General features: G+C 63.8%; 23 protein-coding genes. 11 read left to right on the top strand and 12 right to left on the bottom strand.

Translation table 11 applies throughout. The features are described from left to right. The first annotated feature begins 145 nt into the window (after positions 1-145). The 3 genes from NE850_RS14695 to NE850_RS14685 all read left to right on the top strand — a co-directional run bounded on the left by NE850_RS14695 (position 146) and on the right by NE850_RS14685 (position 1,914). Positions 146-706 carry a cytochrome b gene (locus NE850_RS14695; RefSeq protein ID WP_007179292.1) on the top strand — a complete coding sequence of 187 codons (561 nt, stop codon included), beginning with the start codon at positions 146-148 and terminating at the stop codon, positions 704-706. Between the two features lie 8 nt (positions 707-714). Beyond that, positions 715-1,278, top strand: a complete 564-nt coding sequence (locus tag NE850_RS14690) for a YceI family protein (RefSeq protein WP_007179291.1) — start codon at positions 715-717, stop codon at positions 1,276-1,278. A 66-nt stretch (positions 1,279-1,344) separates the two neighbouring features. Next, positions 1,345-1,914 (top strand): YceI family protein, encoded by a 570-nt coding sequence (locus NE850_RS14685; RefSeq protein ID WP_007179290.1) that lies wholly within the window; start codon positions 1,345-1,347, stop codon positions 1,912-1,914. A gap of 21 nt (positions 1,915-1,935) precedes the next feature. Here NE850_RS14685 and NE850_RS14680 read toward each other — a convergent pair whose 3' ends face one another. Next, positions 1,936-2,193 carry a hypothetical protein gene (locus NE850_RS14680; RefSeq protein ID WP_157187798.1) on the bottom strand — a complete coding sequence of 86 codons (258 nt, stop codon included), beginning with the start codon at positions 2,191-2,193 and terminating at the stop codon, positions 1,936-1,938. Between NE850_RS14680 and NE850_RS14675 the strand changes: the two genes are divergently transcribed. After that, positions 2,192-3,469, top strand: coding sequence for an MFS transporter (locus NE850_RS14675; RefSeq protein ID WP_007179289.1), 1,278 nt, complete (start codon positions 2,192-2,194; stop codon positions 3,467-3,469). The genes NE850_RS14680 and NE850_RS14675 overlap by 2 nt on opposite strands. Before the next feature lie 129 nt (positions 3,470-3,598). Here the strand turns inward: NE850_RS14675 and secF are convergent, their stop codons facing one another. The 5 genes from secF to queA form a co-directional block, all read right to left on the bottom strand. Further along, on the bottom strand, positions 3,599-4,549 hold the full coding sequence (gene secF, locus NE850_RS14670) for a protein translocase subunit SecF (protein WP_007179288.1): 951 nt from the start codon (positions 4,547-4,549) through the stop codon (positions 3,599-3,601). Positions 4,550-4,569: 20 nt separating this feature from the next. Next, complete coding sequence (gene secD / locus NE850_RS14665) at positions 4,570-6,648, bottom strand: protein translocase subunit SecD (RefSeq protein WP_007179287.1); 2,079 nt, start codon at positions 6,646-6,648, stop codon at positions 4,570-4,572. Between the two features lie 118 nt (positions 6,649-6,766). Continuing rightward, entirely contained in the window at positions 6,767-7,096 is a 330-nt protein-coding gene (gene yajC / locus NE850_RS14660; protein ID WP_007179286.1) for a preprotein translocase subunit YajC, read from the bottom strand. Positions 7,097-7,305: 209 nt separating this feature from the next. Beyond that, entirely contained in the window at positions 7,306-8,496 is a 1,191-nt protein-coding gene (gene tgt / locus NE850_RS14655) for a tRNA guanosine(34) transglycosylase Tgt (protein ID WP_007179285.1), read from the bottom strand. A 118-nt stretch (positions 8,497-8,614) separates the two neighbouring features. Further along, the gene (queA, locus tag NE850_RS14650; RefSeq protein ID WP_007179284.1) at positions 8,615-9,673 is read right to left on the bottom strand and encodes a tRNA preQ1(34) S-adenosylmethionine ribosyltransferase-isomerase QueA; all 1,059 of its coding nucleotides are present in this window, start codon (positions 9,671-9,673) and stop codon (positions 8,615-8,617) included. A gap of 148 nt (positions 9,674-9,821) precedes the next feature. Here queA and recG point away from each other — a divergent pair, with 148 nt between their 5' ends. The 7 genes from recG to ubiA all read left to right on the top strand — a co-directional run bounded on the left by recG (position 9,822) and on the right by ubiA (position 17,118). After that, positions 9,822-12,206: an ATP-dependent DNA helicase RecG gene (gene recG, locus NE850_RS14645; protein ID WP_165184435.1), complete on the top strand. Its 2,385-nt coding sequence runs from the start codon at positions 9,822-9,824 to the stop codon at positions 12,204-12,206. 110 nt (positions 12,207-12,316) lie between these two features. Beyond that, a complete protein-coding gene (locus tag NE850_RS14640) occupies positions 12,317-13,276 on the top strand; it encodes a LysR substrate-binding domain-containing protein (RefSeq protein ID WP_007179282.1) in 960 nt (319 codons plus the stop codon). Between the two features lie 183 nt (positions 13,277-13,459). After that, positions 13,460-13,597 (top strand): hypothetical protein, encoded by a 138-nt coding sequence (locus NE850_RS14635; RefSeq protein ID WP_007179281.1) that lies wholly within the window; start codon positions 13,460-13,462, stop codon positions 13,595-13,597. Between the two features lie 91 nt (positions 13,598-13,688). Further along, positions 13,689-15,143: a catalase gene (locus tag NE850_RS14630; RefSeq protein ID WP_310698885.1), complete on the top strand. Its 1,455-nt coding sequence runs from the start codon at positions 13,689-13,691 to the stop codon at positions 15,141-15,143. A gap of 85 nt (positions 15,144-15,228) precedes the next feature. Then, positions 15,229-15,390 (top strand): hypothetical protein, encoded by a 162-nt coding sequence (locus tag NE850_RS14625; RefSeq protein ID WP_310698884.1) that lies wholly within the window; start codon positions 15,229-15,231, stop codon positions 15,388-15,390. Between the two features lie 152 nt (positions 15,391-15,542). Then, positions 15,543-16,040 (top strand): Dps family protein, encoded by a 498-nt coding sequence (locus NE850_RS14620; protein WP_011486838.1) that lies wholly within the window; start codon positions 15,543-15,545, stop codon positions 16,038-16,040. A 214-nt stretch (positions 16,041-16,254) separates the two neighbouring features. Continuing rightward, on the top strand, positions 16,255-17,118 hold the full coding sequence (ubiA, locus tag NE850_RS14615; RefSeq protein WP_310698883.1) for a 4-hydroxybenzoate octaprenyltransferase: 864 nt from the start codon (positions 16,255-16,257) through the stop codon (positions 17,116-17,118). A gap of 95 nt (positions 17,119-17,213) precedes the next feature. On the opposite strand, the gene proC is transcribed toward ubiA, so the two are convergent. From proC to NE850_RS14585, 6 genes are all read right to left on the bottom strand, one after another. After that, positions 17,214-18,029, bottom strand: a complete 816-nt coding sequence (gene proC, locus NE850_RS14610) for a pyrroline-5-carboxylate reductase (protein ID WP_310698882.1) — start codon at positions 18,027-18,029, stop codon at positions 17,214-17,216. Positions 18,030-18,086: 57 nt separating this feature from the next. Next, positions 18,087-18,785: a YggS family pyridoxal phosphate-dependent enzyme gene (locus tag NE850_RS14605; protein WP_007179218.1), complete on the bottom strand. Its 699-nt coding sequence runs from the start codon at positions 18,783-18,785 to the stop codon at positions 18,087-18,089. Positions 18,786-18,822: 37 nt separating this feature from the next. Further along, positions 18,823-20,049 carry a glycolate oxidase subunit GlcF gene (gene glcF, locus NE850_RS14600; RefSeq protein WP_007179217.1) on the bottom strand — a complete coding sequence of 409 codons (1,227 nt, stop codon included), beginning with the start codon at positions 20,047-20,049 and terminating at the stop codon, positions 18,823-18,825. 8 nt (positions 20,050-20,057) lie between these two features. Further along, positions 20,058-21,146: a glycolate oxidase subunit GlcE gene (gene glcE / locus NE850_RS14595; protein ID WP_007179216.1), complete on the bottom strand. Its 1,089-nt coding sequence runs from the start codon at positions 21,144-21,146 to the stop codon at positions 20,058-20,060. Positions 21,147-21,295: 149 nt separating this feature from the next. Then, positions 21,296-22,789, bottom strand: a complete 1,494-nt coding sequence (locus NE850_RS14590; RefSeq protein ID WP_007179215.1) for an FAD-linked oxidase C-terminal domain-containing protein — start codon at positions 22,787-22,789, stop codon at positions 21,296-21,298. A gap of 71 nt (positions 22,790-22,860) precedes the next feature. Further along, on the bottom strand, positions 22,861-24,276 hold the full coding sequence (locus NE850_RS14585; RefSeq protein WP_007179214.1) for an FAD-linked oxidase C-terminal domain-containing protein: 1,416 nt from the start codon (positions 24,274-24,276) through the stop codon (positions 22,861-22,863). Positions 24,277-24,497: the final 221 nt, after the last annotated feature.

Here is a 24,497-nt window from a genome sequence, read left to right as displayed (position 1 = left end):
TTTTTCCGATTGGGGTAGCATGGCCGCCTTGGTGCGTGCCACGGCAGGCATGGTCCGGCCGTCTGCGCTGATGCCTTACGCATCGGCGGCCGGAATATCCGCGCGGGCTGCGCCGTTAACCTCTCTTAGCTTGCGGCGACCTGTCATGGCACTCAATCCTTCATTCGGCAGCAGGGAGTCGTACACGCGGACTGCCATTGCCTTGCACTGGCTGATCGCGTTGCTGATCGTGTGCGGCTTCGCGCTCGGTTGGGTGATGACCGATATTCCGGGCTTCACGCCCACCAAGCTGCGCTACTTCTCGTGGCACAAATGGATCGGCGTGACGGTGTTCGCGCTCGCCGTCCTGCGCATTCTGTGGCGCGCCACGCACTCGGCCCCTGTAATGCCGCGCCGCATGCCGGGCTGGCAGCGCGGCGCCGCGCATCTCGTGCATCTGCTGCTGTATGTGCTGATGATCGCGATTCCCGCGTCGGGCTACCTGTACAGCTCGGCTGCCAACGTGCCGGTGGTCTACCTCGGGCTGATTCCGCTGCCGCGCCTGATCGCGCCGGACCCGCACCTCAAGGAACTCCTGAAGAACGTGCATATCACGCTCAATTACACCTTGCTCGTGCTGGTCGCGCTGCACGTCGCGGCTGCGCTCAAGCATCAATGGCTGGATCGCGACGGCCTGCTTTCGCGCATGCTCCCTTTCCTCAAATAAGGACAACCATGAAGGTCTCGTTTTATCGCTACATGCTCGCCGCCTTCGCCGCGGCCTCGTTGACCGCGGCCGGGAGCGCCGTCGCGCAAGTCGACGTCGCGAAAAGCTCGGTGACTGCCACGTCGAAGCAGATGAACGTGCCGGTGGAAGGCAAGTTCGGTAAATTTACCGCGCAGGTCAGGTTCGATCCGGCAAAACCGGCCGAGGGCGCGGCGCAATTCAGCATCGACGTGGCCAGCTACGATCTCGGCGACGAAAGCTACAACGACCAGGTGCGCGGCAAGGACTGGTTCGACGCCAAGACGTATCCGACCGCCACCTTCGTCTCCAGCGCGATTGCGCCGGCCGGCGGCAACCAGTTCAAGGTGACCGGCAAGCTGACCATCAAGGGTAAATCGCAGACGGTGGTGGTACCGGTCGCGGTGTCCCAGCAGGGCGCCGTGCAAACCTTCGACGGGTCGCTGCCGATCAGGCGCTCGCAATTCGATATCGGCACCGGCGAATGGAAGGACACCTCGGTGGTCGCCGATGAGGTGGTCATCAAGTTTCATATCGTTGCAGCACGTAAGTGACGCTTGCCGCGCCACTCGGGCGCGCGGCTTTTTTCAGGAACCTGGGAGCACGAATTGAAAACATCCATGTTGATCGCCTTCGGCGCGCTGGCTTCTTCTTTCTCATTGGGCGCGTTCGCGGCTGCTGATACCTATCAGCTCGATCCGACCCACACGTATCCGAGTTTCGAGGCGGATCACTTCGGCGGCCTTTCGGTGTGGCGCGGCAAGTTCACCAAGAGCTCCGGCATGGTCACGCTCGATCGCGCGGCGAAAACCGGCACGGTCGACGTGACGGTCGATCCCGCCTCGGTCGATACCGGCAACGGCAAGCTCGACGAGCATCTGAAGTCGGACGCGTTCTTCGACGTCGCCAAATATCCGGCGGCGACTTACAAGGGCACCGATATCAAGTTTGACGGCGACAAGCCGGTCGAGGTGGTGGGCAGCCTGACGATGCACGGCGTTACCAAGCCGCTGAATCTGAAGATCGAGTCGTTCAAGTGCATGCAGCACCCGGTACTCAAGCGCGAGGTGTGCGGCGTGGAAGCGAGCGCGCATTTCAATCGCGCCGACTACGGCATGGATTTCGGCGTCAAATACGGCTTCAGCATGGATACCAAGCTGCATATTCAATCTGAAGGCATCAAGCAATAGGCGCTTAACGCGTCCATCGGGTTAGGCTATCGGGTCGCGCGGCCGTTGCGTCGCAACAAAAAACCGCTTCGTTCGCTCTGGCGACGAAGCGGTTTTTTTATCGGCCGTCTGAAACGCCGGAAGCCTTATGCAGCGGCGCAGCGCAATTTCGCACTCGCGCCGTATTAATTTTTCGGGTACATAGAGCGCAGGCACCGCATTGGTTGTGCGCGCATCCAGTCGGGCATTCAGGCGTGAAGCCGACATCAATAATATTTCGCGCGAATCGGAGATCTGCATGAACGCAACGACAGCAGCAAGCCTCACGGGGAGCCGGCAGAGTTCGTGGCGCGCGGTGGTCGCGGCCTCGATCGGCAACGCGTTGGAATGGTTCGATCTGGTGGTGTACGGTTTTTTCGCGGTGGTGATCGCGAAGCTGTTTTTCCCGGCCGGTAACGACACGGTCTCGCTGCTCCTCACGCTCGGCACGTTCGGCGTGTCGTTCTTCATGCGGCCGCTCGGCGCGATCGTGATCGGCGCCTATGCCGACCGTGCCGGCCGCAAGGCGGCGCTCACCCTGTCGATCCTGCTGATGATGGCCGGCACGCTGATCATCGCGATTCTGCCGACCTACCAGAGCATCGGTCTTGCCGCGCCGGTGATCCTCGTGTTGGCGCGTCTGATGCAGGGCTTTTCGGCGGGCGGCGAGTTCGGTAGCGCTACCGCCTTTCTCGCGGAACACGTGCCGGGGCGGCGCGGTTTTTTCGCCAGCTGGCAGGTGGCAAGCCAGGGGCTCACCACGCTGCTCGCCGCCGGCTTCGGCGTGCTGCTCACTGGTCAGCTCTCGCCGCAGCAGATGGGTTCCTGGGGTTGGCGTGTGCCGTTTTTCTTTGGTCTGCTGATCGGGCCGGTCGCTTGGTATATCCGCACGAAGCTCGACGAGACGCCTGAATTTCTCGCGGCCGAAACGACCATGACGCCGCTGCGCGATACCTTCACCAGCCAGAAATTGCGCCTGCTGATCGCCATCGGCGTGGTGGTGCTTGGGACGGTGTCGACCTATCTGGTGCTGTTCATGCCGACCTTCGGCGTGAAGCAATTGGGACTGGCGCCCTCGGTGGCGTTCGCGGCGATTGCACTGACCGGCTTGATCCAGATGGTGTTCTCGCCGCTGATCGGCCATCTGTCGGACCGGCATGGGCGCACCACGATCATGCTGGCCTCGGCGTTGCTGCTGCTCGTCCTGATCTACCCGGCTTTCGTGTATCTGGTTGCGCATCCGACCTTCGGCACCTTGATCGTTATGCAGATCGTGTTCGGCTTTCTGATGACCGGCTATTTCGCGGCGCTGCCGGGCCTGCTTTCGGAGATGTTTCCGGTGCAAACGCGCACGACCGGCATGTCGCTGGCTTATAACGTCGCCGTAACGATTTTCGGTGGTTTCGGGCCGTTCATCATTGCGTGGCTGATCAGCGTGACGGGCTCCAAAGCCGCGCCGAGTTATTACCTGATTTTCGCCGCGCTGGTGAGCCTCGTCGCGCTGATCGCGGCGCGGCGCAAGCTCGGCTTTCGCTGAAGCTGGCGCCGTCCGTTGCCGCCGCGAGATAGCGCAGCGCGACGGCGGAGCAGGGCGGCGGTAAACGCAAAAGGCCGGTTCGTGATTGAACCGGCCTTTTTTGTTGCGAGGTCTGACGCTACGACAGGATCAGACTTGCGCGCCTGCGTTCGGATCGTCCGCGTCGGGGCGTTCCTTCTTGTCCTTGATCAGATCTTCGCGCTTCACGCCGAACCACATGGCGAGCGCCGCGGCGACGAACACCGACGAGTAAATACCGAACAGAATACCGACCGTCAGCGCGAGAGCGAAGTAGTGCAGCGTCGGGCCGCCGAACAGGAACATGGACAGCACCATCATCTGCGTACAGCCGTGGGTGATGATGGTTCGCGACATCGTGCTGGTGATCGCGTGGTTGATGACTTCGATCACGGTCAGCTTGCGTTCGCGGCGGAAGGTCTCGCGAATCCGGTCGAAGATAACGACCGATTCGTTCACCGAGTAGCCGAGCACCGCGAGCACGGCGGCCAGCACCGACAGCGAGAACTCCCACTGGAAGAACGCGAAGAAGCCGAGAATGATCACCACGTCGTGCAAGTTCGCAATCACGCCGGCCACCGCGTACTTCCATTCGAAACGGAACGACAGGTAGATCACGATACCGGCCACCACGCAGGCCAGCGCGAGCAGGCCGTCTGTAGCGAGTTCCTTGCCGACCTGCGGGCCGACGAACTCGACACGCTGCAGTTGCACCTGCGGGGTGTCGGCCTTCAGCGCGGTCATCACCTGATCGCTCTGCTGCGCGGACGTATAGCCCTTTTTGAGCGGCAGACGGATCAGCACGTCGCGCGAGGTGCCGAAGTTCTGCACCTGGGCGTCGGCGTAACCGAGTTTGCCCAGCGTGCCGCGTACAGGCTCGAGCGGCGCGGTGCCCGGATACTGCACTTCGATAACCGTACCGCCGGTGAACTCCACCGACAGATGCAGCCCGCGATGCAGCAGGAAGAACACAGCAGCAAGGAACGTCAGCAGCGAGATGGCGTTGAAAATCAACGCGCGCTGCATGAACGGAATGTCTTTGCGGAAACGGAAAAATTCCATGGTCTTGTTTTCTCCGGGACTCAGCGGGATGAACCCGGTTTCTGCGGCGTATTCGAAGAACCCGGCGAGGAACCCGGCGAAGAACCCGGCCCATTGCGGCGGCGCACGGTCGGCTTGCCGGCACGTGCCTGCGCAACCGCTGCCTTGGCCTTCGACGGCTTGGCGGCGACCGCGGCGACGGCTTGCGCGGTGTCGGTGGAGGCGTCTTCGCTACCGAGGTAAGCGGCCGAGCCTGCGGGCGCCGTATCCGGACGCCACACCTGGCCGATGGCGAGCGACTTCAGCTTCTTCTTGCCGCCGTACCAGAGGTTGACGATGCCGCGCGAGAAGAACACGGCCGAGAACATCGACGTCAGAATGCCGATACAGTGCACGATCGCAAAGCCGCGCACCGGCCCTGAGCCGAACGCGAGCAGCGCGATACCGGCGATCAGCGTGGTGACGTTCGAGTCGAGAATCGTTGCCCAGGCATGCGCGTAGCCGTTCTGGATGGCCAGTTGCGGCGGCGCGCCGTTGCGCAGTTCCTCGCGCACCCGCTCGTTGATCAGCACGTTGGCGTCGATCGCCATACCGAGCGCGAGCGCGATAGCGGCGATACCCGGCAAGGTGAGCGTGGCCTGCAGCATGGACAGCACGGCGATCAGCAGCAGCAGGTTGACCGACAGGCCGATCATGGAGATCACGCCGAACAGCATGTAGTACGCGATCATGAAGACGGCGATCGCCGCGAAGCCCCACACCACCGAGTGGAAGCCCTTCCTGATGTTGTCCGCGCCGAGGCTCGGGCCGATCGTGCGTTCTTCGATGATGTCCATCGGCGCGGCCAGCGAACCGGCGCGCAGCAGCAGCGCGAGGTCGGCGGCGCCTTGCGGCGTGGCCTGGCCGGTGATCTGGAAACGGTCGCCCAGTTCAGACTGGATGGTCGCCACCGTCAGCACTTCGCCCTTGCCCTTTTCGAACAGCACCATGGCCATCGGCTTGCCGATGTTGTCGCGCGACACGCTGGCGACGGCACGGCCGCCGGCCGAATCCAGACGGATGTTGACGGAAGGACGTTGATGCTCGTCGAAGCCCGCCGACGCGTCGATAATCCGGTCGCCCGTGAAGATGATCTGCTTGCGCAGCAGCACCGGCGTCTGGTTGCCTTGCGTGAACAGTTCGTCGCCGGGGGGCACCGGATCGGACGGATTCGGATGTGTGTTGACCGGATCGGCGAGGCGCGCTTCGAGCGTTGCCGTACGGCCGATGATGTCTTTTGCCTTCGCCGTGTCCTGCACGCCCGGCAGTTCGACCACGATACGATCGGAGCCTTGTTGCTGGATCACCGGCTCGGCCACGCCGAGTTCGTTCACGCGGTTATGCAGCGTGGTGATGTTCTGCTTGAGCGCGGCGTCCTGCACGGCTCTCTGCACTGTCGGCGTGAACGTGCCGACCAGTTGCACGCCGCCGTCCGGGCTGGTTTGCGAGGCCCACTGGAGCTCGCTGATGCTGCGGCCCAGTTGCTTCGATGCGTTGTCCGCCGTCGCCTGGTCGGCGAAATTGATCACCACCGTCTGGTTGACGCGATTCACGCCGCCGTCGCGGATGTTGTTGTCACGCAGCAGCGTGCGCGCGTCCGAAGCGTCCGAATCGAGCTTCTTGTTCAGCGCGCCGGCCATGTCGACCTGCAGCAGGAAGTGGACGCCGCCGCGCAGATCGAGGCCAAGGTACATCGGCAGCGCATGCAAGGCGGTCAGCCAGCGCGGCGACGCGCTTTGCAGATTCAGCGCGACGATGAACTGCGGGTCGCTCGGGTCGCTGTTCAGCGACTTCTGCAGCAGATCCTTCACGCGCAATTGCGTGTCGGTGTCCGGCAGACGCACGCGGATGTTCGCGTTGGTCGCCGAGTTGTCGAACGTGACGTCGTCCGGCTTGATCTGATTCGCGGCGAGCGCGGCTTCGACAGCCGACAGCGTGGTCGAGTCGAGCTTGACCGTTGCCTTGCCGCTCGACACCTGCACCGCCGGCGCTTCGCCGAACAGGTTGGGCAGCGTGTACACGAGGCCGATGACCAGAGCCACCAGCATCACGGCATATTTCCAGAGGGGGTAACGATTCATGAGTGGTCCAACGGGAAGGTTGGCTTGGAAGCGATGCGTCCGGCGATGAGCGCGGGCGATTCGGCGTTGTTCCGCGAGAACCGCCGGCGAGGCCGCGCCGGACGCGAGAGAGCAGGCCTTACAGCGACTTGATCGTGCCCTTCGGGAGAATCGTCGTGACCGACGCTTTCTGCACGGTGATTTCCGTGCCTTCCGAGATTTCGACGCCGACGTAAGCTTCGCCCACCTTGGTCACCTTGCCGACGATGCCGCCGTTCGTCACCACTTCGTCACCCTTGGCCATGGCGGCGAGCATGTTGCGATGTTCCTTCTGGCGCTTCATTTGCGGGCGAATCATGATGAAGTACAGCACGCCGAACATCAGGATCAGCGGCAGGAAGCTCATCAGGTTCGATTCAATGCCACCTGTTGCTGTGCCTTGGGCGAAGGCATTGGAAATGAACGACACGTTGGTCTCTCCGTTATAAGTCAAAACGATCAAAAAAATCAGCCGGTTATTCTACCACCGGCCTGACGCGCGTCGGCGCGGCGAATCGGCTTTGCGATCAACCGTTTAAAGCCTGCTTTGCCATCTTTACCGCCGTCCGCGAAAGTTAATTGTAAGGTTTTCTTGGCGAGGCCGACGGATTCTTCGGCTGAATCCTTTACCCCGCGCCGTCACGGCGCCTCGGCGGTGCCGCGCGCGCGGTTCTCGTGAAAGCGTTTGCGGAAGGGCTCGAACATTTTCGCGTCGATCGCGTCGCGGATTTCCTGCATCAGTTCCAGGTAGTAGTGCAGGTTGTGGATCGTGTTCAACTGCGCACCGAGGATTTCCCCTACACGATGCAGATGATGCAGGTAGCCGCGAGTGAAATTTCGACACGTGTAGCAGCCGCATTGCTCGTCGAGCGGGCGTAGCGAATTCTTGTGCGCGGCGTTGCGGATCTTGATGTCGCCGAAACGCGTGAAGAGCCAGCCGTTGCGCGCGTTGCGGGTCGGCATCACGCAGTCGAACATGTCGACGCCGGCGGCGACGCCCGCCACCAGGTCTTCCGGCGTGCCGACGCCCATCAGGTAGTGCGGCTTGTTGGCGGGCAGCTTCGGGCCGATGTGGTTCAGCACGCGCATCATGTCTTCCTTCGGCTCGCCGACCGACAGGCCGCCGATCGCCAGACCGTGGAAATCCTTCTCCGCGAGCCCCGCCAGCGACTCGTCGCGCAGGTCTTCGAACATGCCGCCCTGAACGATGCCGAACAGCGCGTTCGGATTGCCCAGCCGGTTGAATTCGTCGATGGAGCGCTGCGCCCAGCGCATCGACATACGCATGGAATCGGCCGCTTCCTTGTGCGAGGTCGGCACGTTATTGGTCGCGTACGGCGTGCATTCGTCGAATTGCATGACGATGTCCGAGTTCAGCACTTTCTGGATCTGCATCGACACTTCGGGCGACAGGAAAAGCTTGTCGCCGTTGATCGGCGACGCGAACGTGACGCCATCTTCGGTGATTTTGCGCAGATCGCCGAGCGAGAATACCTGGAAGCCGCCCGAGTCGGTGAGGATCGGCTTTTTCCAGCCCATGAAGCCATGCAGGCCGCCGTGCGCCTCGATCGTTTCCAGACCCGGACGCAGCCACAGGTGGAAAGTGTTGCCGAGGATGATCTGCGCATGCATTTCTTCGAGCTCGCGCGGCTGCACGGCCTTCACGGTGCCGTAGGTGCCGACCGGCATGAAGATCGGCGTTTCCACTACGCCGTGGTTCAGGGCGACGCGGCCACGGCGGGCCTGGCCGTCGACGCCGAGCAGTTCGAATTTGAGGCCGTTTTCGGGACGCTCGTGGGTCGCGTCTTGCGACAGATGACCGTCGGTCATGAAATAACTCCTGTGCAACCGGAGAACAGTCCGGCGCAAATGTTGAACGCCGCCGGCAGGTTCGCGGCGGCAGAGGGAACGACGAAAACCTCGAGGCGGCTTTGACCTGTGTCGCGCGTCACGCGTCACGCCGCGTAAGCAGCATTGCGTCGCCGTAACTGAAGAAGCGGTAACGCGCTTCGATCGCGTGGCGGTACGCCTCGCGAATCGTCTCGACGCCGGCGAACGCCGATACCAGCATCAGCAACGTCGACTTGGGCAAATGGAAATTGGTCACCAGCCGGTCGACCACGCGGAATCGATAGCCCGGCGTGATGAAAATGTCGGTTTCCGTGCTGGCGGCGGCAAGCGGCCGGCCTGCGGCTTCGGCGTCGCGCGCGGCGGCTTCGAGCGCGCGCATCGAGGTCGTGCCCACCGCGATCACGCGGTTGCCGCGCGCGCGGGTCGCCCCGATCTTGTCGGCGAGCGATTGCGGCAGGTGATACCACTCGCTATGCATCTTGTGCTCGGCGAGGTTTTCAACCCGCACTGGCTGGAACGTGCCAGCGCCGACATGCAGCGTCAGCGTCGCGCGCTCCACGCCGCGGGCGTCGAGGCGCGCGAGCAGCGCCTCGTCGAAATGCAGGCCGGCGGTCGGCGCTGCGACGGCGCCGGGATTTTGCGCGAATACCGTCTGATAGCGGGTTTCGTCGGTCGCGTCGGGATCGTGCTCGATGTACGGCGGCAGCGGCAGGCGGCCGAATTGCTCGATCAGCGTCAGGCAGTCGCCGGGGAAATGCAGCGTGTAGAACGGCTCGACGCGCTCGCCGATCGTGACGTCGAAAGCATCCGCCAGCCGGATCGTGGCGCCGGGCTGCGGGCTCTTGCTCGCGCGAATCTGCGCGAGCGCCGTGCGCTCGCCGGTGAGGCGCTCCACCAGCACTTCGATCTTGCCGCCACTAGCCTTCTGGCCGAGGAAGCGGGCTTTCAGGACTTTGGTATCGTTGAAGACCAGCAGGTCGCCGGCTGCGATGCAGTCGGGCAACTCGGCAAAGCGGCGGTCGATCAGGCGCGCCGGGCCGGTGGCGCCGGCCGGGTTGTCCACCTCGAGCAGACGGCTGGCGCTGCGCTCGGGCAGCGCGACTTGCGCGATCAGCTCGGGAGGTAGATCGAAATCGAAATCGGAAAGCGTCAACATGCGAACGACTGGAAGCGAATTGAGACTGAATTGAGCCGAAGCCGGAGCCGGGCGGCTATGATTGCGGGACGCCTGAGCGGCCCGCGAGAGTGCGCGCCGTATGGCGGCGAACCCTTTGACAGCCGATATTGTACTTGCGAAGCAGCCCATGCCTTTGTCCGACCGCCGATTGCCCTCCGCCAACGATGAAGTGAGCGCCGAGCCCAGGCGCCGCGTCTCGCGAGGCAAGACGGTCGCGGCGGAGGCGGGCGACGTTGGCGCGGGTGTGGTGGTGGACGGCGAAAAGCCCGCGCGTGAAGGTGACAAGTTCGGCATCCAGCCGGCCGACAAACCGGCTGACGAACCGGTGGCTGCCAAGCCGGACAACATATTCGGCGACAAACCCGCCGGCAAATCTGCCGCCAAAGCCGCCGCGAAATCGGCGACCAAGCCCGCAACGAAGTCCACAGACAAGCCGGCCGCCAAACCCGCCGAAAAAACCGCCGACAAGCTCGCCAAACTCGGCCTGACTCGCGACATCGATCTGGTCCTGCATCTGCCCATGCGTTACGAGGACGAGACCTCGCTGACGCCGATCGGGCATCTGCTACCCGGCGGCATTGCGCAGACCGAAGGCGTGGTGTTCGACAACGAGATCGCCTATCGTCCGCGCCGCCAGTTACTGGTGAAGTTGCGCGACGACGCCGGCGACGAACTCGTGCTGCGCTTCCTGAATTTCTATGGCTCGCAGGTCAAGCAGATGGCGATCGGCGCGCGGCTGCGGGTACGCGGCGACGTGCGCGGCGGGTTTTTCGGCATGGAGATGGTGCATCCCGCCGTGCGCGTGGTCGACGAAGACACGCCGCTTCCGCAGGCGCTGACGCCGGTCTATCCCAGCACGGCGGGCGTGACGCAGGCGTATCTGCGCAAATCGATCGACAACGCGCTGTCGCGCACCTCGCTGCCGGAGTTGTTGCCCGAGCCGGTCGCGCGTACGTGGTTGGAGCCGCTCGGCGTGCCGTCGCTGATGGACGCCGTGCGCACGCTGCATCATCCGGGCGTGCGGTCCGACGAGACGGCGTTGATCGACGGCACGCATCCGGCCTGGGTGCGCATCAAGTTCGAGGAACTGCTTGCGCAGCAGATGTCGCTCAAGCGCGCGCACGAGGAGCGCCGCACGCGCGCGGCGCCGGCCATGCCGCGCCGCAAGCTCGGCGACGAATCCGCGCTGGTGGCGCGCTTGCTGAAGGCGCTGCCGTTTTCACTGACGGCGGCGCAGGAGCGTGTGGGCGGCGAGATCGCGCTCGACCTGACACAGCCTCATCCGATGCAGCGGCTGTTGCAGGGCGACGTCGGCAGCGGCAAGACGATCGTCGCCGCGCTGGCCGCGGCCCAGGCTATCGACGCCGGCTATCAGGCCGCGCTCATGGCGCCGACCGAAATTCTCGCCGAACAGCACGCACGCAAGTTGCGCGGCTGGCTGGAGCCGCTTGGCGTGAGCGTCGCGTGGCTGGCCGGCAGTCTGAAGACCCGGGAAAAGCGCGCCGCGATCGAAGCCGCCGCGCTCGGCACGGCGCAACTCGTGATCGGCACGCACGCGATCATTCAGGACGCGGTGGAGTTCGCGCGCCTCGGGCTCGTGATCGTCGACGAACAGCACCGTTTCGGCGTGGCGCAACGGCTTGCCCTGCGCGCCAAGGCGCAGAACGCCGCCGACGGCGCGCGCGACTTCCAGCCGCATCAATTGATGATGTCGGCCACGCCGATTCCGCGCACGCTCGCGATGACGTATTACGCCGACCTCGACGTTTCGACCATCGACGAATTGCCGCCCGGGCGCACGCCGATCCTGACCAAGCTGGTGTCCGACGCGCGGCGCGAGGAGGTGATCGGGCGTGTACGCGAGGCCGCATTGACGGGGCGCCAGGTGTACTGGGTGTGCCCGTTGATCGAGGAAAGTGAGACGTTGCAGTTGCAGACCGCGGTCGAAACTTACGAGACGCTGGTGGCCGCGTTGCCCGAGCTGAATGTCGGTCTCGTGCATGGGCGGCTTGCGCCGGCTGAAAAAGCGGCTGTGATGGATGCGTTTACTCGCAACGAAGTGCAGTTGCTGGTGGCGACCACTGTGATCGAAGTGGGCGTTGATGTGCCGAATGCGTCGTTGATGGTGATCGAGCATGCCGAGCGGTTTGGGCTTGCGCAATTGCACCAGTTGCGCGGGCGGGTGGGGCGCGGGAGTGCGGCTTCGGTTTGCGTGCTGCTTTACACCGGGCCTTTGTCGATGACTGCGCGGGCGCGGCTTCAGACCATGCGTGAGACGACCGATGGTTTTGAGATCGCCAGGCGGGATCTGGAGATTCGTGGGCCGGGGGAGTTTTTGGGGGCGCGGCAATCGGGCGCGGCTATGCTCAGGTTTGCGGATCTCGAGAATGATCAGTGGCTGATTGAGCCTGCGCGGGAGGCGGCGGCTGCTTTGCTGGAGAAATATCCGGAGGTGGTGATGCAGCATCTGGCGCGGTGGTTGGGGGCGCGGGAGCAGTATTTGAAGGCGTGAGGTTTGGGGGCTCTTTTACCTGCGCCCCCCACTCCCCAAAAAGTTGGCGAACCGACCCTATAGGTGTATAACTAGAACCTATCAAACTCATCGCACTGATTGGTCCCCCAATGACCCTCACCGAACTGAAATACATCGTCGCGGTTGCCCGCGAGCGGCACTTCGGCCGGGCCGCCGAAGCGTGTTTCGTCAGCCAGCCGACTTTGTCGGTGGCCATCAAGAAGCTCGAAGACGAGCTCAACGTCCAGATCTTCGAGCGCGGCACCAGCGAAGTGAGCGTCACGCCGATCGGCGAACAGATCGTCACGCAAGCTCAACGTGTCCTCGAACAGACGCTCGCCATCAAGGAAATCGCCAAACAGGGCAAAGACCCGCTGGTCGGGCCGCTGCGCCTCGGCGTCATCTACACGATCGGGCCGTACCTGCTGCCCACGCTCGTCAAGCAGATGATCAGGCGCGTCCCGCAAATGCCCCTGATGCTGCAGGAAAATTACACGCTCAAGCTGATCGAGCTGCTCAAACAAGGCGAAATCGACGTCGCCATCATGGCGCTCCCGTTTCCGGAAACCGGTCTGATGCTGCGCCCGCTGTACGACGAACCCTTCGTGGTCGCGCTGCCGTCCGGCCACGCCTGGGAAAACCGCCAGAAAATCGACGCCGACGATCTGAAGCAGGAAACCATGCTGCTGCTCGGCAGCGGTCACTGTTTCCGTGATCACGTGCTGGGCGTCTGCCCGGAACTGATGCGCTTTTCGCAAAACGCGGACGGCATCCAGAAGACCTTCGAGGGCTCGTCGCTGGAAACCATTCGTCATATGGTGGCAAGCGGCGTCGGCATTACCGTGCTGCCGCGCATGTCGGTGCACGAAGTCAAGCCGCACGCCGGCGGCATCGACGCCGGGCTGCTCAGCTATGTCGCTTTCGACGAACCCGTGCCGGATCGCCGCGTTGTGCTGGCCTGGCGCAAGAGCTTCACGCGCATGCCCGCTATCGACGCCATTTGCGACGCCATCAACGCCTGCGATCTGCCGGGCGTCAGGAAGCTCGACTTGCCCGTCGCCGTCAATTAACGGTCGCACCTGCATCCGGCCGGTTCGCTGCGTATCCCCAGGCAGCAACCGGTCCGGCGCCCATTAGGCGTCGATAGTCGCAACCCCTATCGAATAGATAAAATTAATCAAACACGTCACATCAATAGCGTTGTTATAGTGTCCTCCATGGATCGCCCGATCCCACAAGACCCGGAGGAAATCATGACGCAATCGAACCCGCAGCAAGTCCAGGCTCTCGCCGCTCAACCGGCCGCCGCGTCCGGTGGCTTCGCCATGTCGATGCTCAGTGTGCGGACCGTCGCGTTGTCCCTGCTGGTCGATCGGGCCTTGTCCGCATGATGCGTCACGCTTGACGCGTGAGCCTCTGACATCAGTGCGCCGCGCCTCTCCCAACACTCTGTTCCCACAAAAAGCCATCCAGGAGTCACGCATGTCCGAACGTAAGCTCACCAATGCCGCCGGTGCCCCCGTCGCCGACAACCAGAATTCGATGACCGCCGGCGCGCGCGGTCCGGTTGTTCTGCAAGACGTCTGGCTGCTCGAAAAACTCGCTCACTTCGACCGCGAAGTGATTCCGGAACGCCGTGTTCACGCCAAAGGCTCGGGCGCTTTCGGCACGCTGAAGGTCACGCACGATATCTCGCGCTACACGAAGGCGAAGGTGTTCGCGCAAGCCGGCAAGGAAACACCGCTGTTCATGCGCTTTTCGACGGTTGCCGGCGAGCGCGGCGCGGCCGACGCCGAACGCGACGTGCGCGGCTTCTCGATCAAGTTCTACACGGAAGAGGGCAACTGGGACGTGGTGGGCAACAACACGCCGGTGTTCTTTATCCGCGATCCGCTGAAGTTTCCGGACTTCATTCACACGCAAAAACGCGACCCGTACACCAACATGCGCAGCAATGTGGCCGCGTGGGATTTCTGGTCGCGTCATCCGGAGTCGCTGCATCAGGTGACGATTCTGATGAGCGACCGCGGGATTCCGCAGAATTTCCGTCAGATGCACGGCTTCGGCTCGCACACGTACTCGTTCATCAACGCCAAAAACGAGCGTTTCTGGGTGAAGTTCCACTTCAAATCGATGCAAGGCATCGAGAACTTTACCGATGCGGAAGCGGCACAAGTGGTCGCGCAAGATCGTGAAAGCGCGCAACGCGATCTGCTCATGAACATCGACCAGGGCAACTTCCCGAAATGGCGCTTCGCCATTCAGGTGATGCCCGAAGCGGAAGCCGCCACGTATCGCTTCAATCCGTTCGACATCACGAAAGTATGGTCGCAGAAGGACTATCCGTTGATCGACGTCGGCACGATCGAGTTGAATCGCAATGCGGCCAACTATTTCGCAGACGTGGAGCAGGCGGCGTTCACGCCGGCTAACGTGGTGCCGGGTATCGGCTTCTCGCCGGATCGTCTGTTGCAAGGGCGTCTGTTCTCGTATGGCGACACGCAGCGCTATCGCCTTGGCGTGAATCACCACCAGATTCCGGTGAACGCGTCGCGTGTGGCGAGCCCGCATTCGTTCCATCGCGACGGCGCGATGCGCACGGACGGCAACCTCGGCGGCAATGTGAATTACGAGCCGAATCGCTTCGGTGACTTCGCGCAGGACGCCAACGCATCCGAACCGCCGCTCGCGGCGGGCGCGGTGGATCGCTACGATCATCGTCTGGACGACGACTACTACACGCAGCCGGGCATGCTGTTTGCGCTCTTCGATGCGGCTCAGCGCGAGCGTCTGTTCGGCAACATCGCACGCCATATCAACGGTGTGCCGCAGGAGATCGTGGCGCGTCAGATCGAGCATTTCCGCCGCGCCGATCCGGCATACGCGGAAGGCGCGATCGCCGCGATCGCCAGGCTCGCGGAAGGCGAGAGCAAGTAAGCCGCATCGAGCAGTTGAACTGATGCAGCAAAGCGGGGCGCATCTGCGTCCCGCCGGTATCGATATGAACCGAAGGAGCACGATCATGATGCAGATAATGATGGCCACGCTGGGCGGCACTTCAGCCGCACGCGGCGCGCAGCAGCAGTACGCTTTGATGGCGCGTAAGGCAGTGGGTTTTGCGATCGTCACGAGCGGGCTCGCAGTGATCGCCGCGCAAGCGCTGCAACACGCACTGGGCGGTTGATGCAGGCGATGCCGCGGGTGCGGCAAGTGGCCACGCGTCATACGGGCGCGGCAGCTTTCTAAGCTAAACTGTCGGGCGTTCGATATGCCGGGTTTGCTATCCGCAGACCGTCACTTGCCGACCGGTTCGTATCACTCTTCAAAGGAGTCATCATGGCCAAAAAAGAAGCCTCAGCAGCGGTACAGCACGTCAATATCGGGATCAGCGACAAGGATCGCAAGAAGATTGCAGAAGGTCTGTCGCGCCTGCTCGCCGACACCTATACGCTGTACCTGAAGACCCATAACTTCCACTGGAACGTGACGGGTCCGATGTTCAACACGCTGCACCTGATGTTCGAAACGCAGTACAACGAGCTGGCGCTCGCGGTCGATTCGATCGCTGAACGGATTCGCGCGCTGGGCGTGCATGCGCCGGGCAGCTACAAGGAATTCGCCAGGTTGTCGTCGATTCCGGAAGCGGACGGCGTGCCGGCGGCGGAAGAAATGATCCGCCAGCTGGTGGAAGGTCAGGAAGCCGTGGTGCGTACCGCACGCGCGATTTTCCCGTCGACGGAAGCCGCCAACGACGAGCCGACCGCCGACCTGCTGACGCAACGCATGCAAACGCACGAAAAGACCGCGTGGATGCTGCGCTCGATGCTGGCTTAAGCATCAAGCGTATCAAGCGCACCGGGCGCCTCGCCCGGATTTCAGCGTAGCGCGTCGTTCCGGCGGCCGGCGTTGAGATGTCATGCAAACAGAGCCTCCCTGCGCGGGAGGCTTTTTTTCGGCGCAGGCTTTCCGACTTGCTTGCGTCGGGGCTGGCCGCCGCCCGCATCCCGTAAAATAGCCGCACCGTCTCGCACTTTCACCGACTCCGCCCATGTTCGCCCGACTTCCCCTGTATCTGCGCCTCGTGCGCATGGACAAGCCGATCGGCAGCCTGCTGCTGCTATGGCCGACGCTCAACGCGCTGTGGATCGCGTCGGACGGTCGCCCGTCGTTGCCGCTGCTGGTGATCTTCACGGTGGGCACGGTGCTGATGCGCTCGGCGGGTTGCGCGATCAACGACTACGCCGATCGCGATTTCGATCGCTATGTGAAGCGCACGGAGAACCGTCCGATCACCTCGGGCAAGATCAGGGCGTGGGAAGCGGTGGCGCTGGCGGCCGCGTTGTCGTTGCTGGCATTTCTGCTGATCCTGCCGCTGAATACGCTGACCAAAGAGCTCTCGGTGGCGGCGCTCTTCGTTGCCGGTTCGTATCCGTTCACCAAGCGGTTCTTCGCCATTCCGCAAGCTTATCTGGGCATCGCGTTCGGTTTCGGCATTCCTATGGCGTTCGCCGCGATTCAGAACCACGTGCCGATGCTCGCGTGGGTGATGCTGCTGGCCAATGTGTTCTGGTCGGTGGCGTACGACACCGAATACGCGATGGTCGATCGCGACGACGACATCAAGATCGGCATCCGCACTTCGGCGCTGACGTTCGGCCGCTTCGACGTGGCCGCGATCATGCTCTGCTACGCGGTGACGCTGGGGATCTACGTGGGTATCGGCGTGCTGCTCGATTTCGGCGTGCTGTACTGGCTAGGATGGGCGGCTGCTGCGGGCTGTGCGATCTATCACTACACGCTGATCCGCAATCGCGAACGGATGGCGTGCTTCGCCGCGTTCCGGCATAACAACTGGCTCGGCGGCGCGCTGTTCGTCGGCATCGCCGCGCATTACGCGGCGACTTGGTTCTGATTTTTCCGCGGGGCTTTGCGTATCTTTATCGCTAACGCCGCAGCGGCCTGAATCGAAGCGCCGCGGCGTTCAGTTCTACTGTGCTGCCTGCGCGCTTACTGCTTGCCGAATTCGTCGCCCATTTCCCGCGCGCGAGCATCGGCGGCGAGCGCGCCGCGCACGATCGCATCCTTGATGCCGCTCGCGTCGAACGACGCCAGCGCCGCCGCCGTCGTGCCGCCCTTCGACGTCACGCGTTCGCGCAGCACGCCCGGTGGCTCGTCGGAATTCGCCGCCAGTTGCGCCGCGCCGGTGAAGGTCGCTACGGCGAGCGCACGGCCCTGCGCTTCATCCATGCCGAGCTGGCGGGCGGCTTCCTGCAACGCTTCGATGAAATAGAACACGTAGGCGGGTCCGCTGCCCGAGATTGCGGTGACGGCGTCGATCTTCGCTTCGTCGTCGAACCAGACCGTTTCGCCGACCGCGCCCAGCACTTGCGACGCGAGCGCGCGGCCCGCGTCGTCCACGCTGCCAGTTGCCACGAGACCGGTCACGCCCATGCCGATCAACGCCGGCGTATTGGGCATGACGCGCACGATACGGCTGTGACCGTTCAGCCAGCGCGACATGTCGCCCATGCGAATACCGGCGACGATGCTCACGGCCAGTTGTGACGCGCTCAGATGCGGCGCCACCGCCTCCGCAACGCTCTTCAGGATCTGCGGCTTCACCGCCAGCACGACCGCGTCGTACGCGGCCAGCGCGGCATCCGCGGCAACGCCGGTCCTGATGCCGAATTGCTGCTCATTGCGCTTGCGCGCCTCTTCGTTGGGATCGATTGCGTAGAGGTCAGCGGGTGCGACGCCACGTTTGATGAGGCCGCCGATCAACGCGGCGGCCATGTTGCCACCGCCGATAAAAGCAATTTTCATGATGTTCCGGATGAAGTGCCGTGAAGAGCCTACGGAGCCTGAAAAGGTTCGCGAAGCTCAGTTAGAGTAATCTCGCGCGCCGAAGATCGCGGTGCCCACGCGCACGATGGTCGCGCCTTCCAGCACGGCGGCCTCGAGGTCGCTCGACATGCCCATCGACAGCGTGTCGAGCGCGAGTCCGCCGTCGCGCAGGCGCTCGAACAGCTCACGCAACTGTCGATGCGGCACGCGTTGCTCGTCGATGCTGCCGGCCGGTTCGGGAATCGCCATCAGGCCGCGCAGGTTCAGCTTCGGCAGTGCGGCGATCGCCTGCGCGACCTGCGCCGCCTCGGCAATGCCCACGCCGCTCTTCGACGCCTCGCCGCTGATGTTGACCTGCAGACACACGTTCAGCGGCGGCAGATTGTCCGGGCGCTGCTCCGAGAGCCGCTGCGCGATCTTCAGCCGATCGACCGAGTGCACCCAGTCGAAATGTTCGGCGACGGGGCGCGTCTTGTTCGATTGCAAGGGGCCGATGAAATGCCATTCGATCGTGGCGCGCAGATCGGCGAGCGCCTCGATCTTGGTGATGGCTTCCTGCACGTAGTTCTCGCCGAACGCGCGCTGGCCGGCACCGTAGGCGGCGCGCACGTCTTCGGCGGGGAAAGTCTTCGAGACTGCGAGCAGATGGATCGAGCGCGTATCGCGTCCGGCCACGTGCGCGGCCGTGGCGATGCGCTGCCGCACCGCTTCGAGGTTGTGAATCAGATCGGGCATGACGGATCCGGAAGTCCAGCGAAAGTCGATTGCCCGATTATACGGACAGCATGTGCTCGACCAGTTCGATCCAGTGCGCAACCGGCGTGGATGTACCGCTTTGCAGATGCGCAATGCAGCCCACGTTCGCCGACACGATCACCTGCGGCTCCTGCGCCTGCAGCCGTTCGAGCTTCTGATCCCGCAACGCATACGAGAGCTTGGGCTGCGTCAGCGAGTAGGTGCCGGCCGAGCCGCAGCATAGATGATTGTCGGCGGGCAGGCGCACTTCGACACCCAGCGCGCCCAGCAGGTGCTCGACTTTGCCGCGTATCTGCTGGCCATGCTGCAACGTGCAGGGCGGATGAAACGCGACCGTATGTACCGAGCGGCGTCGCGTGACGGAGACCAGCGGTTCTTCGAACTCCGGCAGGATCTCCGCGATGTCGCGCGTCAGTTCCACCACGCGGCGCGCTTTTTCCGCATACGCCGGATCGTGGCGCAACAGGTGCGCGTATTCCTTGACGGTCGCGCCGCAGCCGGACGCGTTCATCACGATCGCTTCCACGCCCTGTTCGACGTACGGCCACCATGCGTCTATGTTGGCGCGCAGGTCGTCGAGGGCGTCGTCGTTGTAGCCCAGATGCAGGCGGATCGCGCCGCAGCAGCCGGCATCCGGCGCGATCAGCGTTTCGATGCCGAGCGCGTCGAGCACGCGCGCGGTCGCGACGTTGACGTTCGGCATCATCGACGGTTGCACGCAGCCCGCCAGCAGCAGCATCTTGCGCGGATGCTTCGCGGTCGGCCATTCGAGCGGACGCTGCCGCGCGGGCACCTTGTCGCGCAGCTTCTTGGGTAGCAACGGCCGAAAATGCTGACCGATACGCATGGTCGGCGTGAAGAGCGCGCTGTTCGGCACGAAGCTCGCGAGCAGCCGGCGCATCAGGCGCTGACCGAGCGGACGCGTGACTTTTTCTTCGGTGATCTTGCGGCCGATTTCCACCAGCCGGCCATATTGCACGCCGGAGGGGCAGGTCGTTTCGCAGTTGCGGCAGGTCAGGCAGCGGTCGAGGTGGACCTGGGTGCTGCGCGTGACCGGCGCGCCTTCCACCATCTGCTTGATCAGATAGATCCGTCCGCGCGGGCCGTCGAGTTCGTCGCCGAGCAGCTGATAGGTCGGACAGGTGGCCGTGCAGAAACCGCAATGCACGCAATTGCGCAGAATGCCGTCGGCTTCGTCGCCATCGGGCGTGTTGCGCATGAAGTCCGCGAGGTTGGTTTGCATCGCGTCGCTCAGAAGTCGGGGTAGAGACGGCCGCGATTGAAGATGCGGGCCGGGTCGAAAGCGGTTTTCAGGCCGCGATGGATTTTCATGAGCGGCGCGGGAAGCGGGGTGAACACGCCAGCGCCGCGGTCGTAGCCGTGACCGGTACGGAATATCGTAGCGTGGCCGCCCGCCTGCTTGGCGCTGATGCGCACGGTTTGCGCGTCGGTGTCGGTGATCCACCAGCGCTGGCCGCCGCCCCATTCCATGAGCTGCGCGCCGGGCAGTTGCAGCGGCTCGGTGATGGATGGCAGCGCGAGGCGCCACAGCGCGGCTTTCGGCGGAATGGCGGAGAAAAACGAATCGGTCTGCTCGCGCAGGCCGGCCCAGAAGCGTTCTGCTTCGACCGCATCGACCACTTCGCCGCCCAGCGACGTACGTGCCGACTTGACCGCGGCCTCGGCGCCCGCGAGGCGCACGGCCAGCGTGCCATGACGCCAGGCACTCGCGGTAATCGGCAGCGGCCGGCCGCCCCATTCGTTGAGCTTGCGGACCGCGTCGGTGCCGTTCATGTCGAATTTGAGCGTGGCTTCGGCCTGCGGCAAAGGCAGCACCTTGATCGACAGTTCGAGAATCAGCCCAAGCGTGCCGAGCGAGCCGGCCATCAGGCGCGACACGTCGTAGCCGGCGACGTTCTTCACCACCTGGCCGCCGAAATGCAGCGTTTGCCCCTGGCCGTTCATGATCACGGCGCCGAGCACGAAGTCGCGCGCCGCGCCAGCCGACGGGCGGCGCGGACCGGCAATGCCCGCCGCGATGCAGCCGCCGAAGGTGGCCTGCGGCCCGAAGTGCGGCGGCTCGAAGGCGAGCATCTGATGGTGGTCGGCGAGCGCGGCCTCGATCTCCAGCAGGGGCGTGCCCGCGCGCGCGGTAATGACCAGCTCCGCCGGATCGTACGCAATGATGCCGCGATAAGCGCGCGTGTCGAGGATGTCACCTTCCAGCGTCTGGCCGTACCAGTCTTTGGTGCCGCCGCCACGGATGCGCAACGCGCGCCCTTCGGCGCTGGCCGAACGCACACGTTCCGACCACCCGGCGACGATGTCGTCCTCTTCCATGGTGTCCTGCTTCGTTGTGTTTCGGTTGATTGTACCGGGCGGGGGCGCTCTGGCAACCCGGAGCGGACCCGCATCGGGTAATCAGGGTGAAAGCAGGAAAAGCGGCGCCCGCGCGGGTTATGCGCGATGCGTCGGCGGGCACAAAAGTACTAGAAACGCGGCAGTTCCGGATGCGGCAGCAAGCCGCCGCGCACGTGCATCTTGCCGTATTCGGCGCAGCGGGCCCGCGTGGGAATGCCTTTGTCGGGGTTGAGAAGGCCGGGCGCGTCGAAGGCGCGCTTGACCGCGTGAAACGCGTCGCGCTCTTCGGGCGAAAACTGCACGCACATGGAATTGATCTTCTCGATGCCGACGCCGTGCTCGCCGGTCACCGTGCCGCCCAGCTCCACGCATGCTTCGAGAATGTCGCAACCGAACGCCTCGGCCCGGTGCCACTCGTCCCGGTCGTTGCCGTTGAACAGGATCAGAGGATGCATGTTGCCGTCTCCCGCATGGAAGACGTTGATGCAGCGCAGGTTGTAGATCTTCTCCATCGCCTCGATGCGCGTGAGCAGCGGCCCGATACTGCGACGCGGCACGGTGCCGTCCATGCAGTAATAGTCGGGTGAAATGCGCCCGGCGGCCGGAAAGGCGTTCTTGCGCCCCGACCAGAAGCGCAGCCGTTCGTTCTCCGAGCGGGAAATCTGGATGCGCGTGGCGCCCTGTTCGCGCAGCACCGCGGTCATGCGCACGATCTCGTCGGCGACTTCTTCGGGTGTGCCGTCCGATTCGCACAGCAGGATCGCCGCTGCGTCGAGATCGTAGCCCGCGTTGACGAATTCCTCGACGGCGCGGGTGGCCGGCTTGTCCATCATTTCCAGACCCGCCGGGATGATGCCCGCCGCAATGATGCCGGCAACCGCGTCGCCGCCTTTCACGACGTCGTCGAAACTGGCCATGATGACCTGCGCGGTTTGCGGCTTGGGGATCAGCTTGACGGTGACTTCGGTGACGATCGCAAACATGCCTTCGCTGCCGATCAGCACCGCCAGCAGATCGAGACCGGGCGCATCCGGCGCGAGCGAGCCGAACTCGACGATTTCACCCTCCATCGTGACGGCGCGCACGCGCAGCACGTTATGCACCGTCAGACCGTATTTGAGGCAGTGAACGCCGCCGGAATTCTCCGAGACATTGCCGCCGATCGTGCAGGCAATCTGCGACGACGGGTCCGGCGCGTAATACAGGCCGTAAGGTGCGGCGGCTTCGGAGATGGACAGGTTGCGCACACCGGGCTGCACCGTGGCGGTCCGCGCGTACGAATCGACTTCGACGATCTTGCGGAAGCGCGCGAGCGACACCACCACGCCGTGGCGGATCGGCATGGCGCCGCCGGACAGGCCGGTGCCCGCGCCGCGCGGGACGATCGGCACGTCGAGGCGGTGGCAGATCTGCACGATGCGCTGCACCTGCGATTCCGTTTCCGGCAACGCGACCGCGAGCGGCAGACGCCGGTAGGCGGCGAGACCGTCGCATTCGTAGGCGACGGTGTCTTCTTCGCGATACAGCAGACAGTGGGTCGGCAATACGGCCATCAACGCCTGCACGACTTCGCGCTGGCGCTGGGCGAGTACTTCGGCCGTCAGTTCAGCGGGTGCGTTCATGTGACTTGCCTCCTCATGCCTTTCAAGTCCAGCGCGGCTGGCTTGCTCATGCAGCCGCGCCTGAAGACGCCTCAAGCCGCCCAGGAGAAGATCTTGCCCGGGTTCATCAGATTGTGCGGATCGAGCGCGTGCTTGATCGAGCGCATGGTGTCGACCGCGACTTCACCGTGTTCTTCGAGCAGGAAGCCCATCTTGTGCAGGCCGACGCCATGCTCGCCCGTACAGGTGCCGTCCATGCGCAGCGCGCGCTCCACGATGCGATGGTTCAGGCGCTCGGCTTCGGCCAGTTCTTCTGGCTTGTCGGGATCGATCAGGATCGCAACGTGGAAGTTGCCGTCGCCGACATGGCCCACGATCGGGCAGGGCAGCGGCGACGCCTTCAGATCCTGTTCCGTTTCCTCTACACATTCCGCGAGGCGTGAGATCGGCACGCAGACGTCGGTCGTGACCGCGCGGCAGCCGGGCTTCAGTTGCAGCATGGCGAAATAGGCGTTGTGGCGCGCGTTCCACAGACGGCTGCGGTCTTCCGGACGCGTGGCCCATTCGAAGCCTTCGCCGGCATTCTGCGCGGCGATCTCCTGGACGAGTTCGGCCTGCTCTTTCACGCCGGCCTCGGTGCCGTGGAACTCGAAGAACAACGTGGGCGCTTCACGCAGCGTCAGATTCGAGTGGCGATTGATCGAGCGGATGGCCAGCGAGTCGACGAATTCGACGCGCGCAATCGGTACGCCGATCTGGATCGTTTCGATGACCGCGCGAACCGCATCGCCCATTGACGGGAACGTGCATACCGCTGCGGACACCGCTTCCGGCTGCGGATACAGGCGGACCGTGATTTCCGTAATCACGCCGAGCGTGCCTTCCGAACCGACGAACAGGCGCGTGAGATCGTAACCTGCGGACGACTTGCGGGCCCGCGTGCCGGTTTTGATCACGCGGCCGTCGGCCAGCACCACGGTCAGTCCGAGCACGTTTTCGCGCATCGTGCCGTAGCGCACGGCGTTGGTACCCGACGCGCGCGTGGCCGACATGCCGCCGATGCTCGCGTCCGCGCCGGGGTCGATCGGGAAGAACAGACCCGTGTCGCGCAACGCCTCGTTCAACTGTTTGCGCGAGATGCCGGGCTCGACGGTGACGGTCAGGTCTTCGGCATTGATCGACAACACCCGGTTCATTTCCGACAGATCGATCGATACGCCGCCTTGCACCGCGAGCAGATGCCCTTCCAGAGACGAGCCGTTACCGTAAGGGATGACCGGGACGTTGTACTGGCCGCACAGTTTGACGACGTTCTGCACGTCTTCGGTGGTGCGTGCGAACACGACGGCGTCAGGCAGTTGGGGATCGAACGGCGATTCGTCGCGGCCATGATGGACGCGCACTGCTTCGGACACGGACACGCGATCGGTGAACGCGGCCTTGAGCGCGCTCAGCAGCTCGGCGGGAAACGGACGGCGCAACGGGGCCGGCGGCACGGGATGATTCACGCATGTCTCCTGATATGTAGGGCGATGCTGGTTTGCAGCAGGTGTTTCATTTTACGCCGATCGCCCGCGGGCCGGCGTTGGAGCCGGTCGACGCTCCTATAATGGCGGCGACTTCACGATGCGCGCAATATGGATAAACGCGGTGCCGGATGAGCGGCGCCGGGCCACGGTGGGCCTGCGCGTTGGGCCGCCTCGGCCACATTGGGCCGCGCGTCATCACT

It is taken from the genome of Paraburkholderia sp. USG1 (assembly GCF_031570135.1).
Taxonomy (GTDB): Bacteria; Pseudomonadota; Gammaproteobacteria; order Burkholderiales; family Burkholderiaceae; genus Paraburkholderia; species Paraburkholderia dioscoreae.
This window is presented reverse-complemented; position numbering and strand designations above follow the sequence as displayed.

Excerpts from the sequence above, each read along its gene's own strand:
- NE850_RS14695 (WP_007179292.1), top strand. The coding sequence starts at position 146 with ATGGCACTCAATCCTTCATTCGGCAGCAGGGAGTCGTACACGCGGACT.
- NE850_RS14690 (WP_007179291.1), top strand. The coding sequence starts at position 715 with ATGAAGGTCTCGTTTTATCGCTACATGCTCGCCGCCTTCGCCGCGGCC.
- NE850_RS14685 (WP_007179290.1), top strand. The coding sequence starts at position 1,345 with ATGTTGATCGCCTTCGGCGCGCTGGCTTCTTCTTTCTCATTGGGCGCG.
- NE850_RS14675 (WP_007179289.1), top strand. The coding sequence starts at position 2,192 with ATGAACGCAACGACAGCAGCAAGCCTCACGGGGAGCCGGCAGAGTTCG.
- NE850_RS14680 (WP_157187798.1), bottom strand. The coding sequence starts at position 2,193 with ATGCAGATCTCCGATTCGCGCGAAATATTATTGATGTCGGCTTCACGC.
- secF (WP_007179288.1), bottom strand. The coding sequence starts at position 4,549 with ATGGAATTTTTCCGTTTCCGCAAAGACATTCCGTTCATGCAGCGCGCG.
- secD (WP_007179287.1), bottom strand. The coding sequence starts at position 6,648 with ATGAATCGTTACCCCCTCTGGAAATATGCCGTGATGCTGGTGGCTCTG.
- tgt (WP_007179285.1), bottom strand. The coding sequence starts at position 8,496 with ATGACCGACGGTCATCTGTCGCAAGACGCGACCCACGAGCGTCCCGAA.
- queA (WP_007179284.1), bottom strand. The coding sequence starts at position 9,673 with ATGTTGACGCTTTCCGATTTCGATTTCGATCTACCTCCCGAGCTGATC.
- recG (WP_165184435.1), top strand. The coding sequence starts at position 9,822 with ATGCCTTTGTCCGACCGCCGATTGCCCTCCGCCAACGATGAAGTGAGC.
- NE850_RS14640 (WP_007179282.1), top strand. The coding sequence starts at position 12,317 with ATGACCCTCACCGAACTGAAATACATCGTCGCGGTTGCCCGCGAGCGG.
- NE850_RS14635 (WP_007179281.1), top strand. The coding sequence starts at position 13,460 with ATGACGCAATCGAACCCGCAGCAAGTCCAGGCTCTCGCCGCTCAACCG.
- NE850_RS14630 (WP_310698885.1), top strand. The coding sequence starts at position 13,689 with ATGTCCGAACGTAAGCTCACCAATGCCGCCGGTGCCCCCGTCGCCGAC.
- NE850_RS14625 (WP_310698884.1), top strand. The coding sequence starts at position 15,229 with ATGATGCAGATAATGATGGCCACGCTGGGCGGCACTTCAGCCGCACGC.
- NE850_RS14620 (WP_011486838.1), top strand. The coding sequence starts at position 15,543 with ATGGCCAAAAAAGAAGCCTCAGCAGCGGTACAGCACGTCAATATCGGG.
- ubiA (WP_310698883.1), top strand. The coding sequence starts at position 16,255 with ATGTTCGCCCGACTTCCCCTGTATCTGCGCCTCGTGCGCATGGACAAG.
- proC (WP_310698882.1), bottom strand. The coding sequence starts at position 18,029 with ATGAAAATTGCTTTTATCGGCGGTGGCAACATGGCCGCCGCGTTGATC.
- NE850_RS14605 (WP_007179218.1), bottom strand. The coding sequence starts at position 18,785 with ATGCCCGATCTGATTCACAACCTCGAAGCGGTGCGGCAGCGCATCGCC.
- glcF (WP_007179217.1), bottom strand. The coding sequence starts at position 20,049 with ATGCAAACCAACCTCGCGGACTTCATGCGCAACACGCCCGATGGCGAC.
- glcE (WP_007179216.1), bottom strand. The coding sequence starts at position 21,146 with ATGGAAGAGGACGACATCGTCGCCGGGTGGTCGGAACGTGTGCGTTCG.
- NE850_RS14590 (WP_007179215.1), bottom strand. The coding sequence starts at position 22,789 with ATGAACGCACCCGCTGAACTGACGGCCGAAGTACTCGCCCAGCGCCAG.